Source organism: Klebsiella sp. A-Nf5 (assembly GCF_002810545.1).
Lineage (GTDB): Bacteria > Pseudomonadota > Gammaproteobacteria > Enterobacterales > Enterobacteriaceae > Klebsiella > Klebsiella variicola.
Genome location: NZ_PIOG01000155.1, coordinates 98473 through 116039, shown reverse-complemented (window position 1 = coordinate 116039; position 17567 = coordinate 98473). Strand labels below are relative to the sequence as shown.

Here is a 17567-nt window from a genome sequence, read left to right as displayed (position 1 = left end):
TTTCATATCCCGCTGTGGTTTCGTCGGGCGGTCACCATGCTGCCGTCGTTTGTGGTGATCCTGCTGGGGCTGGATCCTACGCGTATCCTGGTGATGAGTCAGGTGCTGCTGAGTTTTGGTATTGCGCTTGCCCTGGTGCCGCTGCTGATATTCACCAACGATGCGAAACTCATGGGGGATTTGGTGAACACTCGCTGGGTGAGAGGCACTGGCTGGGCAATTGTCGCTATTGTCGTGAGCCTGAACGGCTGGTTAATCGTGGGATCGTTGCTCGGCGTGGCGTAGTTCATTACCCATGCTGGATAACGTTAAGGGGAGCCAATGGGCTCCCCTTTAAGTCTGCTAGTGATGGCCATGTCCATGTCCATGCCCACGTCCGCCCGGGCCTCGTCCCCAGCCGCCGCGGTGGTCGTCGCGGTCGCTCCAGCCAGCACGATAGCCGCGCTCCCAGGCTTTATCTTTGCCCTTGTCCCAGCCGCGGTGCCAGCCGTTGTCATGACGATGCCAACGGTTATCACGCCATTCATAGTGACGACGCCAGTAATCACGGTCGCGCCAGCCGCCACCGTCCCAGTAGTTACCGTAATTGTCACGATCGCCAATTTGTAATTTTATCGATGGCAGCAGGGTGATTTCACCAGCGTTAGCAACTAGTGGCGCTGCGGCCAGCAGTACTGCTGCCAGAATCAGTGACCTGAACATACTCTTCTCCTTCACGATCGGGGCCGTAAGCGGCCTGATAACCTGATATTACGGGCCGGTAAAGACCCGCCGCATCGGACGAACTCCGAAAGCGCAGAAAAGAGCACGTTTTGCTAAAGTAACATTTGCTTTACAGCGCAAGGATGGCATCGATGGCCGCGCATTCCTCGGCGCTGAAGTGACGATTCTGCAGCATCCCGACAGCATCATCCAGCTGCGTGGTTTTGCTGGCGCCGATCAGCACGGAGGTCACTTTCTCCTCGCGCAGTACCCAGGCCAGCGCCATCTGCGACAGCTTCTGCCCGCGCTCTTCCGCCATCGTATTTAGCTGACGAATTTTTTCTAATCGGGCGGCGGTCAGTTGCTCCGGCTGCAGAAAACGACTGCTGCTGGCGGCGCGAGAGTCGGCCGGGATACCGTTCAGATAGCGATCGGTAAGCTGTCCGCCGGCCAGCGGTGAAAACGCTATACTTCCCACCCCTTCCGTCTGCAGAAAATCCAGCAGCCCCTCTTCCGCACTGCGTTCGAACATTGAGTAGCGGGGCTGGTGAATGACGCAGGGCGTACCGAGGTCGTTAAGGATCTTCACCGCTTCCTGCGCCTGGGCCAGCGGATAGTTGGAGATCCCGACGTAAAGCGCTTTCCCCTGGCGTACAAGGTGATCGAGCGCACGCATCGTTTCCGTCAGGGGGGTCTGTGGGTCCGGACGGTGATGATAAAAAATATCGACATACTCCAGCCCCATGCGTTGCAGGCTCTGGTTAAGACTGGCCACCAGATATTTACGTGAACCCCAGTCGCCGTAAGGGCCGTCCCACATGGTGTAGCCCGCTTTGGTGGAGATGATTAACTCATCGCGATAGGGCAGGAGCGCCTCTTTCAGAATGCGGCCAAAATTGCTCTCTGCTGAACCCGGCGGCGGCCCATAGTTGTTGGCCAGGTCGAAATGAGTGATGCCAAGGTCAAACGCGTGCAGGAGCATCTGCCGGCTGGTCTCCACTCGCGTTTCGTCGCCAAAGTTGTGCCACAGGCCGAGAGAAATCGCCGGGAGCTGAAGGCCGCTGCGACCGCAGCGACGATATTCCATCGTTTGATATCGCGTGGTGCTTGCCTGGTAAACCATTCTTCCTCCGCAGATAAAACAGGGTGTGTATACGTTTACACTAATCAATGTTCTGCATGGAGTACACTGCTTTTTGGGCGTAACTATTGCTTTACACCGGCTTTATCGTCCCCCTTCTGGACAGGCGGATCGCTTATTCAATACTCAAATTACACCTGCACCAAAATGAGGATAATGGACATGCAACCGACCTACACTATTGGGGATTATCTGCTGGATCGCCTCGTCGACTGCGGTATTGACCGCTTGTTCGGCGTGCCGGGAGATTACAACTTACAGTTTCTCGATCGCGTCATCGCGCACAGCGCATTAGGCTGGGTCGGCTGCGCCAACGAGCTGAATGCGGCCTATGCCGCTGACGGATATGCGCGCATCAAAGGGGCCGGTGCGCTGCTGACCACCTACGGCGTCGGTGAACTGAGCGCGCTGAACGGCATTGCGGGTAGCTATGCGGAACATATTCCGGTATTGCATATCGTCGGCGCGCCCTCTACCGGCGCCCAGCAGCGCGGCGAACTGTTGCACCATACCCTCGGCGATGGCGATTTTCGCCATTTCGCCCGCATGAGCGAGCAGATCACCTGCAGCCAGGCGCTGCTGACCGCCGGCAATGCCTGCCATGAAATCGACCGTGTTCTGCGCGATATGCTGACGCATCATCGGCCCGGCTATCTGATGCTGCCGGCCGATGTCGCCAGAGCGGCAGCGATTGCCCCGGCCCAGCGCTTGCTGGTGGAGGCCGCGACGGCGGATGAAAACCAGCTCGCGGGGTTCCGCGAACATGCCAGCCGCCTGCTGCGGGGCAGCCGACGCATTTCTCTGCTGGCGGATTTCCTGGCGCAACGCTATGGCCTGCAGAACACGCTCCGGGAGTGGGTGGCGAAAACCCCCATCGCCCATGCCACCATGCTAATGGGCAAGGGGTTGTTCGATGAGCAGCAGCGCGGGTTTGTCGGGACCTACAGCGGGATCGCCAGCGCCCCACAGACCCGGGAGGCGATTGAAAACGCCGACGCCATCATCTGCATTGGCACGCGCTTCACCGACACTATCACCGCGGGATTCACCCAGCATCTGGCGCGGGAGAAGACCATAGAGATCCAGCCCTTCGCCGTCAGGGTGGGCGACCACTGGTTCAGCGGCGTGCCGATGGATCAAGCTCTGGCTGCATTAATGACGCTTTCCGCCCCGCTGGCGGCGGAGTGGGCGGCGCCTCAGGTCGTGGCGCCGGAAGTGGAAGAGGAGGCCGAAGGCGAGTTAACCCAGAAGAATTTCTGGTCGACGGTGCAGGATGCGCTGCGCCCCGGCGATATTATCCTCGCCGATCAGGGGACGGCGGCGTTTGGCATCGCGGCGCTGAAGCTACCGTCAGAGGCGTCGCTGATCGTCCAGCCGCTGTGGGGGTCGATTGGTTTTACCCTCCCGGCCGCCTATGGCGCGCAAACCGCGGCGGCAGAGCGGCGGGTGGTGCTGATCGTCGGCGATGGCGCCGCCCAACTGACGATTCAGGAGATGGGCTCTATGCTTCGCGATAAGCAAAAACCGCTTATTCTGTTGCTGAATAACGAAGGGTATACCGTGGAGCGGGCGATTCACGGCCCTGAGCAGCGCTACAATGACATCGCCCTGTGGGACTGGCAGCGACTGCCGGAAGCCTTTGCCCCGGACGTTGTTTCTCGCTGCTGGCGGGTCACGCACACGGCTGAGTTACGGGAAGCGATGGCGGAAAGCATCACCTCTGATACCCTTACCCTGGTCGAAGTGATGCTACCGAAAATGGATATCCCCGATTTCCTGCGTGCGGTGACGCAGGCGCTGGAGGAGCGAAACAGCCGCGTTTAGTCGGTATGTCGTTTGGCAATCATCAACGGCCTCCCGGCCAGCAGCAGCCAGGCCGGGAGCATCACAATGCACAGCAGCGGTAGCAGCGTCGTATCCGGGACCACCACGGCGGCCATAAACAGGCTCAGCCAGCCGTCGCGGGTGACGACCAGCACCATGCCGAGGATCGCGCAGGAGACGGTGATCGCCGCTGGTACAGCTTCCACGTGGGCATGCAGCATCAGCCCCAGCGCCACCCCGACGAAGACCGCCGGGAAAATCCGCCCACCGCGGAAACCGCTGGCGGAGGCGAGCACCAGGGCAGCCAGTTTGACCAGCGCGATGAGCAGAAAATCCGCGGCGGTTAGCGTCTGGCTGAAAGCCAGCTGCTGCATCTCATCCAGCCCCTTAAACAGCGTTAAGGGCCCGCCAATAGTCCCGAGGATCCCCAGCAGCAGCCCGCCGATGCCCAGCGTCAGGATAGGATTTTTCAAACGATGCATCAGGGCGTGCAGGCGCGGCAAACACCAGACGGCCACCATACCGACGGCGATAGCAATCAGAGCGACGATCATGCCGCTGATGATATCGACGAAGCGCATCTGGCCATAATGGGGGATCGGCAGCGTGAAATGCGGGTGGAAAAACAGCCCGGTCGTCAGCGCGCCCGCGGCGGCGGCAAGCAGCGGCGCAAAAAGACGATCCCACAGCGGCGACTCGTTGCTGCTGTTGAGGGTTTGCGAAAAAATCAGCGCGGCGGCCACCGGGGTGCCGAAGAGGGCGCCGATGGTGCCTGAGGCCGCGAGGATGGTCCAGTCCAGCGAGCTGACGCGCGGAAACAGCCGTGAGCCGACGGCGACGGCCAGCGCAATATTCACCACCATAATCGGATGCTCCGGGCCGAGGCTGACGCCGCCGGCAAGGCCGAGGATCAGCGCGGCCAGCAGCCCGGGCAGCGCGCCGGTGGCAATGGGGGCGCCAATGAGCGATTCAGTGGCCGGATCCGGCCCGGCGTGTCCCGGGCTGTAGCGGACGACCAGGCCCACGGCGATCCCTGTCGCCGTGAGCATGGCGATAATCCATAGCGGGCTGTCAGCGCTCATCCCCAACTGGGTGGGCAGATTGCTCCACAGCACGCGCTGTAGCAGCGCGGCAACCTTCATCGCGCCGATCAGGATCAGACTGCAGGCGATACCTATCAGGATGGCCGGCACCGACAGGATCAGCATTGTTCTGGCGCGAGGATGGAGCATGAAAATGTCCTTGTCAAAGTTCTGAAGCACTACTTTGCCTTCGTCGGTAGGGGCCGTCGATGCAAATGGTGCTGAAACGATAAAGTTAAGGCGGCGTCTGATATCCGAGGCGTCGTTTACAGACTACCTTGCATAGATTACAAACTAAATGTGACCTGTGTCGCTAAACAAGGGGCGTCTGCGCGTTGGACGTTGTTGTTAAGCCGCCATGAATTTACAGTGTGCCAAAAGAATTATTTTGACTTTAGCGGAGCCGTAACGGAATGACAAAATTTGCTTTAGTAGGAGATGTCGGGGGGACCAACGCCCGCCTGGCGCTATGTGATCTGGCGAGCGGAGAGATCTCTCGTGCTAAGACCTATTCCGGGCTCGATTATCCCAGTCTGGAGGCGGTGGTGCGCGTCTATCTGGAGGAGCACCAGGTGACCGTCAACGAAGGCTGCATCGCCATTGCCTGCCCGATCACCGGCGACTGGGTAGCGATGACCAACCATACCTGGGCCTTCTCCATCGCTGAAATGAAGCGCAACCTTGGCTTTGCCCATCTGGAGATAATTAACGATTTTACCGCCGTTTCCATGGCCATCCCGATGCTGAAAGCCGAGCACCTCATTCAGTTTGGCGGCAGCGCTCCGGTAGCGGGCAAACCGATCGCCGTTTATGGCGCCGGAACCGGGCTTGGCGTGGCGCATCTGGTGCACGTTGACAAGCGCTGGGTCAGCCTGCCGGGCGAAGGCGGTCATGTCGATTTTGCGCCGAACAGCGAAGAAGAGGGGATTATTCTGGAGGAGCTGCGCGCCGAGCTGGGGCATGTTTCCGCAGAACGCGTGCTCTCGGGTCCCGGACTGGTCAATTTGTACCGCGCGATTGTGAAATCTGATGGCCGCCTGCCGGAAAACCTGCAGCCGCGCGAGGTCACCGAGCGAGCGCTGGCGGACAGTTGTACCGACTGTCGCCGGGCGCTATCGCTGTTCTGCGTCATTATGGGCCGCTTCGGCGGAAACCTGGCGCTGACTCTCGGGACCTTTGGCGGCGTGTATATCGCCGGGGGCATCGTGCCGCGCTTCCTGGAGTTCTTTAAAGCCTCCGGCTTCCGCGGCGGTTTTGAAGACAAAGGCCGTTTCAAAGCTTATGTTCAGGATATTCCGGTTTACCTGATCGTCCATGAAAACCCGGGCCTGCTGGGCTCCGGCGCGCATCTGCGTCAGACGCTGGGCCAGGTGTTATAAGCGCATCCCTCCCGGGCTACCGTCGTAGCCCGGATGGCGGGACTTCCCGCCTCTACAGATTCATCAGCTGGCGAAACTCTTTCACTTTACTGCGGCTCACCGGCACCTGAAATTCAAGGTCGCGCAGGCGCAGCACATAGGTATTGTTAAACCACGGCTCAATTTCGCGGATCTTGCTCAGATTCACGCAGTACGAGCGGTGGCAGCGAAAGAAATGTGCGGTGGGCAGTTTGCTGCAGAATTCGGTGATGTTCATCGGCATGACGAATGACTCCCGGCGGGTATAGACGAACGTCATCTTTTCATGCGCCTCAGCATAATAAATATCATGGATGCTGGTGACGATTATTCGTTCATCTTTTATCAGATTGATGGTGTCGTTTTCTCGTGGCGCCGCGCTGGTCGCTCCCGCAGCGACGTTATTTTGCTGCTGCCAGGCGGCGGTTAGCTTTTGTAGCATATTGATGATGCGTGACTCCTGGTAGGGCTTCAGGATGTAGTCAAACGCCTCCAGCTCAAAGGCTTCCACGGCGTGCTCTTTCCACGCGGTGATAAAGACGATAAAAGGCTTATGGGCAAACTGGCTGATGTTTTGCGCCAGCAAAACCCCGTCCAGCGACGGAATATTGATATCGAGAAAAATGGCATCGACCTTGTTGTGCTGGAGAAATTTCAGCACGTCCAGGCCATCGTCAAAGCTGCCGACGATCTCCATCTGGCTGTGGGTGTTGATAAGCCAGGAGAGCTCCTGCTGAGCCAGAAACTCATCTTCCACAATAATAACTTTCATCTTTTCTCCGCTCATGACAACAGAGACTCCGTCAGCGCCTGCGGCGTGTGGTGATTGGGGACATAAAAGGCGATTTCTGTTCCTGGCGTCAGGGTGCGGATATGCAACCCCTCGCCGTAGAGGAGCTTCACCCGGTGATGAACGTTAAGCAGGCCGATTTTATTTCCCGGCATTTCGTCGGCTTCCACGCGAGCGACGACGGCGGGATCGATGCCGTTGCCGGTGTCGCGAACGCTGATGCGTACCCGATTTCCGCACTCGTTAATGCCGATCGTCACCACCCCCTTGCCTTTACAGGGCTGGATACCATGAACGATGGCATTCTCCACCAGCGGCTGGATAAGCAGGCTCGGGATCACGCAGCTGACGTCGTCGTCAATATCATAGATGACCGTCAGCTTGTCGCCGAATCGCGCCTGTTCAATGGCGATATAATCTTTGATCTGATATAGCTCTCGTTTGATATCAATCTGCTCATCGTCTTTTAATTCGATGTTATAGCGCAGATAGCGCGACAGATTAAAAATGAGCTGGCGCGCGGTGTCCGGATTAAGGCGAATCGAGGAGGAGATCGCGTTCAGCGCATTAAATAAAAAATGCGGGTTAATCTTGCTTTGCAGGGCGCGCAGCTCCGCTTTATTGGCCATCTCCCGCAGCTGTTCGGCGCGGGAGACCTCCAGCTGGGTGGAGATAATTTGCGACAGGCCAATCGCCATCTCCTGCAGTGTCGAGGTGATGCGATGGGCGTGGCAGTAATAAATTTTTAGCGTGCCGGTCACCACGCCTTTTTCCCAGAGCGGAATGACCATCAAGGAGTGGATCTCCGGCGTGCGGTGGGCTTCATCATTGTTTTTTATGATGATTTTCCCATAACGAATCGCTTGCCGGGTGGTAGGGCTGATGACATCGTCGTGGTGTTGATAGTTGGCTTCCCCCACGCCCACGTAGGCCAGTACGTGTTCGGTGTTAGTGATCGCCACCGCGTCGGCGGTAATGTCGCGGCGGATAATCTCGCATACCTGGCGCAAAGAATCGCTGTTAACATGACGAAACAGCGGCAGGGTTTTGTTGGCGATATCGAGCGCCAGTTTTGCCTGCCGCGCCGCGCTGGCCTCCTTTTCCCCTTCCACGCTCTGTACCAGCAGCACGATAAAACCGATGCAGACGCTGCCGAGGATCATCGGGATACCAATTTTAGAGACGATATCCAGGCCGAGGTTCAGGGAAGGCGCCCAGACCACTACCAGGATCATGGTCAGGGTCTCACACACCATGCCGGCCAGAATACCGATTTTCCACCGTTGATCGCGGGCCACTTTACGGTTAATCAATCCTGACAGCAGGCCTGCGACAATGCTGGTGATAAAGCAGGGCACGGCGGTGACGCCATCGATATCAATCAGGTAGCGGTGTACGCCGGCAATTACCCCGACAATTGCCCCTACCCACGGACCAAACAGGATCCCGCCAGACATGACGGCGATAATGCGCACATTCACCAGCGAACCTTCCACCGGGACGCCGGACCAGGTGCTGAACAGGGCGAACAGCGAGAAAATGGCGGTCACGGCCAGCAGCTCTTTCGGCGTATGGGCCGACTTATGCAACAGTTCGCGGAACAGGCGCAGGCGAATGAGGAAAAACAGGCAAATAAGCATCAGGGCCGCACGATCATAGACCGCCAGCATCATCGTAAAAATTTCGTGCATGGGTGCGCCGCGTCAGTGGCCAGAAAAGAACATGATAAAAAACCTGACGGCAGAAGACCAGCCGCAGAAATATAATGAGGAAAAGGCATGCTTTTTAAAGGGGATTAATGGGTGAGTACCGCGATAGCCGCAGTCTTGCCTTTTAACGAAAAATATCTGTGATAAGAAAGATATCAATGTGTTATCACACTTATGCAACTCTGAATTATTCCGGCGACTCACAGCCGCATTTACTGCGGTCGATACCCGTTTTTTTCGCCAGAGAATATTTTTCATCATGCCTCTCGACAACATGATTTTTTTCAGGTTATTTTCTAAACGAGCCGCAACAGCGGCAGCGTCGCTCGGACGGTCCGGGCGCTAACGTTAATTAGAGGAACCTATGGCTGAATCCAGTCCTGAACGCCGTTTTACGCGTATCGATCGTCTCCCCCCGTACGTTTTTAATATTACTGCTGAACTGAAAATGGCTGCGCGCCGGCGCGGCGAAGATATTATTGATTTCAGCATGGGCAATCCCGATGGCGCGACGCCGCCGCATATCGTGGAAAAACTTTGCACCGTTGCTCAACGGCCTGACACCCATGGTTACTCTACCTCGCGGGGGATCCCGCGCCTGCGTCGCGCCATTTCACGCTGGTATGAAGAACGCTATAACGTTGACATCGATCCGGAATCGGAAGCGATCGTCACCATTGGTTCGAAAGAGGGGCTGGCACACCTGATGCTGGCGACTCTGGATCATGGCGACACGGTGCTGGTGCCAAACCCCAGCTATCCGATTCACATCTATGGCGCGGTGATTGCCGGGGCGCAGGTGCGCTCGGTGCCGCTGGTGGAAGGGGTGGATTTCTTTAACGAGCTGGAACGTGCCATCCGCGAGAGCTATCCGAAGCCGAAGATGATGATCCTTGGCTTTCCCTCGAATCCGACCGCGCAGTGCGTCGAGCTGGACTTCTTTGAAAAGGTCGTCGCCCTGGCGAAGCAGTATGACATCCTGGTCGTCCACGATCTGGCCTATGCCGATATCGTGTATGACGGCTGGAAAGCGCCCTCCATCATGCAGGTGCCCGGCGCGCGTGATGTCGCCGTCGAGTTCTTTACCCTGTCGAAAAGCTATAACATGGCCGGCTGGCGCATTGGCTTTATGGTCGGCAATAAGACCCTGGTGAATGCCCTCGCTCGCATCAAAAGCTATCACGACTATGGCACGTTCACGCCGCTGCAGGTGGCGGCGATCGCTGCCCTTGAGGGCGATCAGCAGTGCGTGCGTGAAATCGCCGAGCAATATAAGCGCCGTCGCGATGTGCTGGTGAAAGGGCTCCACGAAGCTGGCTGGATGGTGGAGTGTCCGAAAGCGTCCATGTACGTCTGGGCGAAAATACCGGAACCTTACGCCGCCATGGGCTCGCTGGAGTTTGCGAAAAAGTTGCTTAATGAAGCGAAGGTCTGCGTCTCGCCGGGGATAGGCTTTGGCGACTATGGCGATACTCACGTCCGCTTCGCGCTGATTGAAAACCGGGACCGTACGCGCCAGGCAATCCGCGGCATCAAGGCGATGTTCCGCGCAGATGGTTTGCTGCCCGCCGCGAGCTAGCGCTTCGGCGAATACGCCATAACAAAAACGGGAGCCAGTGGGCTCCCGTTTTTTTTGACACCGCTGCAGTCTAGATCATCAGGGCAAAAGTACCGGCCCAAACGATGACCATAAAAGAGAGGCCCATAAAGAAGTATTTCACGATTCATCACTCCACGCGCTTATGCGACGTTCAAATGAATTAATTGTTCTGTTTTTCCTGAGCTGTCGCGGGTGAAAAATCACGCTGCGGCAGCTCGCAATTCTGTGCGCTTTGTGCTCCAGATGGCGCTAATGTACGCCTAAAAAATGAGGGAAACAAGGGGCATTTTTTTATTAATTTTTAGTTACTTACGAGTGTCGTGATTCGGCGACACATTAATTTCACTCGGTAATAAATTTCACGCCAGCGACGCTGTCAAAACGGATTTTGGCGATGGGCAAAATGGAGGACGGCCAGCGAGGGCGCGCGCAAATTCTTTGCCACGCGCCGCCGCCGATTTAATGCTGGTCAGAGGCGCGCAGCCGCCACTCGGCCGGGTAGTGAGCCGGGATAAAGCGCAGTGTGAGCGCCATGAGTAGCAGGACGCAGAGCGCATGCCAGGACCAGTCAAGCGTGTAGTTCCCGCTCAGGCTACGCAACAGGCCGGAAAGCCAGGGGGAGAGGCCTGCGATGATAAATCCGATACCCTGCATAAACGCCACCAGCCGGCCGGCTACCGCCGGTTGTCCGGCGTGATCCAGCGCCAGCACCAGGCACAGGGGAAAGGCGCCACCCAGACCTACTCCACAGGCGATGGCCCACAGCGCTGGGACGTGCTGCGGCAGCCAGATGAAGCCGCAGAAGCCAATGAGCTGTAGCGCCAGAGCGAACAGCAGAAGCTGGCGTCGATCATCCTGACGAGCCAGTGCTGGTAGCAGTAGCGCCCCCGCGGTTTGCCCAACGGTCAGCAGCGCCAGCAGCGAGCCACTGTACTGGGCGCTGTCGCCAAGCTGGATATAGTAGGGCGGCAGCCAGGCGATCAGACTGGCGTAGCCGGCATTAATCAGTCCGAAATAGAGTCCCAGCGTCCAGGCGCGGCGCTGGCCAATAATCGCGACCCGGGGGGAAGCGCTGGTCTGATGCGGTGCGCGGGGCAATTGCCGGCAAATCGCCAGCCAGCCGAGCAGGGCCAGCAGGGCAGGGAGCGCCCACCAGGCCAGTGCCTGGTGCCAGGCCGCACTGTGCGACGCCAGCCACGGCGTGAACGCGGCGCCTAACCCGCCGCCGCCCATCAGCGCCGCCGACCATAGTCCCATCACCAGCGGCGTACGCCGGGCGAACAGACGCTTAATCACCGCCGGGATGGCGGCCTGAATAATGCCGATGCCAATTCCCCCCGCAAGGGCGCTGCTGAGCAGCAAACCACTATGTGGGGCGATTTCCCGCAGCAGGGCGCCCGCCGCGATAATCAGCAGGCTCAGCGCAATGCTGCGGTTTTGACCGACAGTGCGATCGACCCAGCCAGCGGCCAGCGCCAGCACGCCCATCGCGATGACCGGCAGGGCGGTGAGAAGCGCGGCCAGGGTATAGCTCATCCCGCTAGCGGCGCGGATATCAGGCAGCAAGGGGCCTATCGAGGTGAGCAGCGGACGCATGTTTATCCCGATGAGTACCAGGACACACAGCATTAGATTCTGTCGCCGCATGGGTTTCATGGCTGCTGTTCAGCCCAGCGCTGATAAAGTGCCGGCCCCTCCGGCTGCGGGCAGTGGTGGATCGGCAGCGTCTGCCGGGACAGCGGCTGCTGCAGCTGCTGATAAATCGCGGCGGTCGAGAGCTGAAAGGGTTCGCCATCCTGATTACTGTTGGCGAAAAATACTTCCCGCACGCCGGTTAGATAGAGTGCGCTCAGGCACATAGGACAAGGTTGCCCGCTGGCATAGATGACGCATTCGCGCAGCACCGCGCTTCCCAGTCTGGCGGCAAGATCGCGAACGGTGTTCAGTTCGGCATGCGCCGTTGGGTCACCGTTCAGATGAAAAGTATTGACGCCTTCGGCGACAATCTCATCATGCCGCACCAGCACGGCGCCGAAGGGGCGGCCACCGTCAGCGATGTTTTGGTTTGCCAGCGCTAATGCGCGCTGGAGATAGCGATCGTGAGCGGACATAATCACTCCTGCACAAGATGATGTTGATGGTGGAAAACGCAGAGGATGGTAGCCAGAGGGTACGTATCTTATTTCATAAGTTAAAAGACTTATTTATGATGAACCCTATTTGAATTACTTATAGGTAAGCAGATGCTCTTGCGCCATCTTTCCTACTTTATCGCCGTGGCAGAACATCGTGGATTTACCCGCGCCGCCGCGGCGCTCCATGTCTCCCAGCCTGCGCTGTCACAGCAAATCCGCCAGCTGGAAGCGATGCTGGAGGTTCAGCTCTTCGACCGCTCTGGTCGTTATACCCGCCTGACCGATGCCGGAGAGATCTGGCTGGAGTATGCCCGCCGCGCGTTACGCGATCTTGAGGAGGGGCGGCGCGCCCTGCATGACACAGAAGATCTGCAGCGTGGTAAACTCCGCATCGCCATGACGCCGACCTTTACCACTTACATGCTGGGGCCGCTGATGGAGGCGTACTATCGACGCTACCCCGGAGTGAAATTGCTTATCCAGGAGATGAACCAGGAGCGGATGGAAACGATGCTCCTGGAGGATGAACTGGATGTGGGAATTGCTTTTGACGAGAGCCTCTCGCGGGATATTGTGGTTCAGCCGCTGCTGACGGAAACCCTCGCGCTGGTGGTGAGCCGCGCGCATCCGCTGGCTCATGAGAGCCACCTGCAGCTACAGGCTCTCGACGCGCAGCCCCTGATCCTGCTGAGCAGCGAGTTTGCCACTCGGGAGCAGATCGACCGCTATTGTCGCCGTCATCGGCTCGAACCTGACGTGCGGATGGAGGCGAATTCGATCGGCGCCGTGCTAACGGTTATTCGCGGCACGCCGCTCGCGACGCTACTGCCGGCGGCGATCGCCGGACAGTATGATGACCTCGTGGCTATTGAGCTTAAACCCGCGCTGCTGCAGCGAACGGCCTGTTTGCTCCAGCGCCAGGGGGCGTGGCAGAGCGCTGCGGCGCGCGAATTCATCGCGCTGGCGCGGGAGATAGCGGTAACGCTTGAGCTGGAAAACCGCCAGGCCCCTGCATGAGGACCTGCGTCACTTGCCGGCGAGCCTGGACTAACGATCGGCTTCGCTGAGGATATCGGCCTCATCGGGCAGGGTATTCTCCCGGAGCATGCCCTCTTCTTTGAGCCTTTCCAGTACGTGATGAAAGAGCTGAGTCTTATCTGGCTCGGCCATATTCTGTAATTTCTCATTAAATACGGTATGGGACTGAATAAGGTAATGGATAAATTCCAGCAATACCTCATTTTGCGGCAGGACGGTTAATTCCTGATGGATGTAACTGGTTTGTTCCAGCAGCGAATTTTTTGTCACGTCCATAGGCCGGGCGCTAATACTGTGAGCATATATTTTCTCAATGGCCTGGCTGGTGATATAGATGCGGTTCAATGATATAGCAGTGTATTCGTCTTCATCCGGAATGAAATGACAATAGACAAACGGTTTGTCGGGCAGCATCATGCTGAGTCTGTTTTCGTTAAGAATATCATCAGGCGCCTCCAGCAGCGCCATTAAATTCCGACAATGTGGGTGCCAAAGTCCGGAGGCGGACACTTTTACGTTAAACTGCGTCACCGTATTTCCGCGTAATGTTTCCATCATCGGAATATCGCCATCAAGCCGCAGAATGCTGCGGATATGGGAGTGGGGTGACCAGAAAGTCTCCACAGCCTCGGCGGCAAGCGGATTCAGCGCGGCGGTCACGTCTTTTTCCTGGTGAGAAAGGACGGCTATTTTTAAGGTTCCCCGCGTCGGGTTGAGTTTCAGACAGAGATTGATCGCGCCAATATCATGCCAGTGAAGAATGTCTTCAAGTTCGCAGTTTAATAATTTTTGCGCCCGGGCAAGAGAGCAATACTCCATTGGCGGTAAATTATTTAGCTTCCAGATGTTCCGTTCTGTTATATTCATAAAGATTGTATGTCGATGAAAAATAAATTGTCATGGTCAGCAACAGTGAGCCGATTACAATGATTTATTCTTTCCGCTGACGTCCTTTAGCTGATTAATAAAATCCATTCACATTGAGAATAATATATCGATAAATTGACTACTGTTATTGTTCTGCCAGGTATTTACTTTATCCCGTTATCTTATCATCTCTTATTCGTAGAGAAAAATAGTTTACTGACTATAACCATTTCTCTCTTTTTAGCAGGAATGCGGAAGGTGAGTATGCGCGAAGTGTGAAGAAAGTAGCGGTCAATTCGACAAACTTTATGGCCGGCTGGGGAGAATCAAACAGACGACTGTGGCATCTGTTTGATATACCTGATGCTATTGCGGCGTTGGCAGGAAACGGTCACCCGGCTGCGCGATGGCATACCATGCCATCATCTCTGCGGTGCCCGGTTGGCCTTCGGCAGGCGCCCAGGCCATGGTGTCAACTTCGGCAAGCGGCTGATAAGCACCTTGCTTAACTTCAAAAACCATCCCGCCCGGGTCGAGTGAGAGCACCGTATGCCAGGTACCGGCTTCCATTTCCAGCGCTGTACAGGTTTCACCCAGCACCACCCGGCGGGTGACTACGCCATTATCATCAAAATTCAGTACCACAAAGCGTCCTTTCAGCGGCAGCAAAAGTTCGAAAGTATGTCTGTGCCGGTGCGGACGGATATAGGTGCCGGGTTCCATCGCAATAGCGAGGCGTTGTACCGGGTCATTTAGTTCGGGATGAAAATTGCGATGGGCACGCAAGCGCGGGGCACTGGCCGCCGCTTCGCTCTGCTGCTGCATATCGCTGAGGGTAATCTGTTTCATATCAACGCCTGGCTCCTGTATCGTCCAGAGAAGGTTGCAATGGGATAGTGGCTTATTAAGTAAGGCGTAAGCCAAAGGGTATTGTACGCAGAAAGCGCGTTCTTGTCGGTTTATTGTCTGTGTGATTGACTGGGGCGCCCCTTCCTGTCCTGGCTAATCCACACGTGGATAATTTCGGCAAATTATGATGGCGAGAAGAATATGCCATGGCTGGCGTTTAGGTAATGGTGGGGAAATAGCGGGCAACGTTTATATGGTGTCCCCTGCAGGAATCGAACCTGCAACTAGCCCTTAGGAGGGGCTCGTTATATCCATTTAACTAAGGGGACAAGGCGGTGCGAGTATAGCGTTTTTTGCCCGCCTGAGTAAGAGCCATACCGTCTGACTGCTTAAACCCTCGCCACTCAGGGCGCTTTTTTATGCCCGGTCGGCGTTTTTGGCGTTCTCCGCCGCCTGGGCGCGGGCTTCCGCTTTTCGCTTGCTGCTCATATCGTTACGGATCTGCGCATGGCTCAGCAGCGCGAAGATGAAGGTCCCGCCGCAGATATTTCCCGCCAGCGTCGGCAGGGCGAACGGCCAGATGAAGTCGCTCCAGGGCAGACTTCCGTTAAACACCAGATAAAAGATCTCGACCGATCCCACCACAATATGAGTCGTATCCGCCAGGGCGATAAGCCAGGTCATGAGAATAATCACCACGATCTTGGCCGCACCGGCGACAGGAAACATCCAGACCATAGTGGCGACCAGCCAGCCGGAAATAATCGCATTAGCGAACATCTCCGTCGGGCTGTTTTTCATTACGTCTTCGGCGATGCTGACAAAGGCCTGACGAGTGGGTTCATCAAAGACGGGCATAAAATTGAAGGCCCATGCGGCCACTGCGGTACCGATGAGGTTGCCAGCCAGCACCACCGACCATAACCGCATCAGCAAACCGACGTTACCTGGGGTGGGATTGTGCATCACCGGCAGTACGGCGGTAACCGTATTTTCCGTGAACAGCTGCTGGCGGGCCATGATCACGATAATAAAGCCGAAGGTATACCCGAGATTTTCCAGTAAAAACCCGCCCGGGAGCCCCTCTAGTTTGACGTGAAAAATGCCTTTTGCCAGCAGGGAGGCGCCCATCGACAGACCGGCCGCAATGGCTGACCACAGCAGTGCCAGCGCATCGCGCTCCATCTCTTTTTCCCCTTCCTGGCGAATATGTTCATGGATGGCCATCGCCCGCGAGGGCAGGCGATCTTCATCCACTTCTATTTCCTCTCCGCGCTGTTTTTCTTCACTTTCGACTTCTCGCTCGTCATCCGCTGGTTTTAATTTGTTATCGTCTAGTTCATCCATTTCGTGGCCCTCGCTATCAATCTATATAGTTATAGCGTAGCGGCTTTCCCTGCCGTCTGGCTGGGCATACTCTGAAATCGCAAAAATGGTAACGTCAGATTTTTGTTGCTCCGGTAGAATAGGAGCCCCGCGATCTCGTTATTCCCAGGCTATGATCAAATCAACAACTTGGGTGATATAGACATCGTTCAACGTGCTGTTACAATCGCTCACATCTATACGGGCGGAAACGTTGTCTTTCCGTCATGGATGGCAACTCGCGATAGCCATAAAAACCAGGGAGACACCTATGAATTATCGCCTGTCGGCGCTTGCGCTTGGCGCCACATTGCTGGTGGGATGTGCCAGTTCCAGCTCTGGCGATCAGCCGCAGGGGCGTTCAGACCCGTTAGAAGGGTTTAACCGCACGATGTTCAATTTCAACTTTAACGTGGTTGACCCTTACGTGCTTCGCCCGGTGGCAGTGGCATGGCGTGACTATGTTCCGCAGCCGGCGCGCAATGGTTTAAGCAACTTCACCAGCAACCTGGAAGAGCCGGCGGTAATGGTGAACTCCTTCCTGCAGGGCGACCCCTATAAAGGTATGGTGCACTTTACCCGTTTCTTCCTGAACACCATCCTCGGGATGGGCGGTCTGATCGATGTCGCGGGCATGGCGAATCCGCAGCTGCAGCGCGTTGAACCGCATCGTTTCGGCAGCACGCTCGGCCATTATGGCGTCGGCTATGGTCCGTATGTGCAACTGCCATTCTACGGTAGCTTTACGCTGCGCGATGAAGGCGGTGATATGGCCGATGGCCTGTACCCGGTGCTCTCCTGGTTGACCTGGCCGATGTCGATTGGCAAATGGGCTGTCGAAGGGATTGAGACGCGTGCTCAGCTGTTGGATTCCGACGGCCTGCTGCGTCAGTCTTCCGATCCTTACATTTTGGTGCGTGAAGCTTACTTCCAGCGTCATGACTTTATTGCCAACGGCGGTAAGCTGACCCCGGCGGACAACCCGAATGCCCAGGCTATTCAGGATGAACTGAAAGACATCGATTCACAGTAATCTGCGAACGATAAAAAAGGGTGAACATGTTGTTC

General features: G+C 56.7%; 18 protein-coding genes and 1 tRNA gene. 7 read left to right on the top strand and 12 right to left on the bottom strand.

Translation table 11 applies throughout. The features are described 5' to 3' along the window. The coding region (locus CWM53_RS16455) for a divalent metal cation transporter (protein WP_206062626.1) at positions 1-285 on the top strand (285 nt) is incomplete at its 5' end. Positions 286-342: 57 nt separating this feature from the next. Here CWM53_RS16455 and CWM53_RS16450 read toward each other — a convergent pair. Together CWM53_RS16450 and mgrA are read right to left on the bottom strand one after the other, a co-directional pair. Beyond that, positions 343-702 carry a DUF2502 domain-containing protein gene (locus CWM53_RS16450; protein WP_100750814.1) on the bottom strand — a complete coding sequence of 120 codons (360 nt, stop codon included), beginning with the start codon at positions 700-702 and terminating at the stop codon, positions 343-345. Positions 703-832: 130 nt separating this feature from the next. Next, on the bottom strand, positions 833-1825 hold the full coding sequence (gene mgrA / locus CWM53_RS16445) for an L-glyceraldehyde 3-phosphate reductase (protein WP_074387910.1): 993 nt from the start codon (positions 1823-1825) through the stop codon (positions 833-835). Between the two features lie 180 nt (positions 1826-2005). On the opposite strand from mgrA, the gene CWM53_RS16440 reads away from it, so the two are divergent. Continuing rightward, positions 2006-3667, top strand: coding sequence for an alpha-keto acid decarboxylase family protein (locus CWM53_RS16440; protein ID WP_074387911.1), 1662 nt, complete (start codon positions 2006-2008; stop codon positions 3665-3667). On the opposite strand, the gene CWM53_RS16435 is transcribed toward CWM53_RS16440, so the two are convergent. Further along, the gene (locus tag CWM53_RS16435; RefSeq protein WP_074388006.1) at positions 3664-4899 is read right to left on the bottom strand and encodes an ion channel protein; all 1236 of its coding nucleotides are present in this window, start codon (positions 4897-4899) and stop codon (positions 3664-3666) included. The genes CWM53_RS16440 and CWM53_RS16435 overlap by 4 nt on opposite strands. Before the next feature lie 263 nt (positions 4900-5162). On the opposite strand from CWM53_RS16435, the gene glk reads away from it, so the two are divergent. Then, on the top strand, positions 5163-6128 hold the full coding sequence (gene glk, locus CWM53_RS16430) for a glucokinase (protein ID WP_012540954.1): 966 nt from the start codon (positions 5163-5165) through the stop codon (positions 6126-6128). Between the two features lie 52 nt (positions 6129-6180). On the opposite strand, the gene CWM53_RS16425 is transcribed toward glk, so the two are convergent. Both CWM53_RS16425 and CWM53_RS16420 read right to left on the bottom strand, forming a co-directional pair. Beyond that, complete coding sequence (locus tag CWM53_RS16425; RefSeq protein ID WP_012967486.1) at positions 6181-6918, bottom strand: LytR/AlgR family response regulator transcription factor; 738 nt, start codon at positions 6916-6918, stop codon at positions 6181-6183. Positions 6919-6929: 11 nt separating this feature from the next. Then, complete coding sequence (locus CWM53_RS16420) at positions 6930-8627, bottom strand: sensor histidine kinase (protein ID WP_061153743.1); 1698 nt, start codon at positions 8625-8627, stop codon at positions 6930-6932. On the opposite strand from CWM53_RS16420, the gene CWM53_RS31150 reads away from it, so the two are divergent. Both CWM53_RS31150 and alaC read left to right on the top strand, forming a co-directional pair. Continuing rightward, a complete protein-coding gene (locus tag CWM53_RS31150; protein WP_162677109.1) occupies positions 8626-8742 on the top strand; it encodes a hypothetical protein in 117 nt (38 codons plus the stop codon). The genes CWM53_RS16420 and CWM53_RS31150 overlap by 2 nt on opposite strands. 267 nt (positions 8743-9009) lie before the next feature. Beyond that, on the top strand, positions 9010-10224 hold the full coding sequence (gene alaC / locus CWM53_RS16410) for an alanine transaminase (RefSeq protein ID WP_008803894.1): 1215 nt from the start codon (positions 9010-9012) through the stop codon (positions 10222-10224). A 70-nt stretch (positions 10225-10294) separates the two neighbouring features. Here alaC and ypdK read toward each other — a convergent pair whose 3' ends face one another. From ypdK to CWM53_RS16395, 3 genes are all read right to left on the bottom strand, one after another. After that, positions 10295-10366, bottom strand: coding sequence for a membrane protein YpdK (gene ypdK / locus CWM53_RS16405; RefSeq protein ID WP_099119320.1), 72 nt, complete (start codon positions 10364-10366; stop codon positions 10295-10297). Positions 10367-10704: 338 nt separating this feature from the next. After that, positions 10705-11901, bottom strand: a complete 1197-nt coding sequence (locus tag CWM53_RS16400) for a cyanate transporter (RefSeq protein WP_100631055.1) — start codon at positions 11899-11901, stop codon at positions 10705-10707. Then, complete coding sequence (locus tag CWM53_RS16395; RefSeq protein WP_100631056.1) at positions 11898-12356, bottom strand: nucleoside deaminase; 459 nt, start codon at positions 12354-12356, stop codon at positions 11898-11900. The genes CWM53_RS16400 and CWM53_RS16395 overlap by 4 nt, the downstream gene beginning before the upstream one ends. 132 nt (positions 12357-12488) lie before the next feature. Here CWM53_RS16395 and cynR point away from each other — a divergent pair, with 132 nt between their 5' ends. Next, the gene (cynR, locus tag CWM53_RS16390) at positions 12489-13397 is read left to right on the top strand and encodes a transcriptional regulator CynR (protein WP_100730102.1); all 909 of its coding nucleotides are present in this window, start codon (positions 12489-12491) and stop codon (positions 13395-13397) included. A 30-nt stretch (positions 13398-13427) separates the two neighbouring features. On the opposite strand, the gene CWM53_RS16385 is transcribed toward cynR, so the two are convergent. The 4 genes from CWM53_RS16385 to CWM53_RS16370 form a co-directional block, all read right to left on the bottom strand. Next, positions 13428-14285, bottom strand: coding sequence for a hypothetical protein (locus tag CWM53_RS16385; RefSeq protein ID WP_100750813.1), 858 nt, complete (start codon positions 14283-14285; stop codon positions 13428-13430). 366 nt (positions 14286-14651) lie between these two features. Beyond that, complete coding sequence (locus CWM53_RS16380) at positions 14652-15134, bottom strand: WbuC family cupin fold metalloprotein (protein WP_074387917.1); 483 nt, start codon at positions 15132-15134, stop codon at positions 14652-14654. Positions 15135-15388: 254 nt separating this feature from the next. After that, positions 15389-15463, bottom strand: a tRNA-Arg gene (locus CWM53_RS16375). An 88-nt stretch (positions 15464-15551) separates the two neighbouring features. Then, a complete protein-coding gene (locus CWM53_RS16370) occupies positions 15552-16481 on the bottom strand; it encodes a formate/nitrite transporter family protein (protein ID WP_074387918.1) in 930 nt (309 codons plus the stop codon). 289 nt (positions 16482-16770) lie between these two features. On the opposite strand from CWM53_RS16370, the gene mlaA reads away from it, so the two are divergent. Beyond that, positions 16771-17532, top strand: a complete 762-nt coding sequence (mlaA, locus tag CWM53_RS16365) for a phospholipid-binding lipoprotein MlaA (protein ID WP_008803901.1) — start codon at positions 16771-16773, stop codon at positions 17530-17532. Positions 17533-17567: the final 35 nt, after the last annotated feature.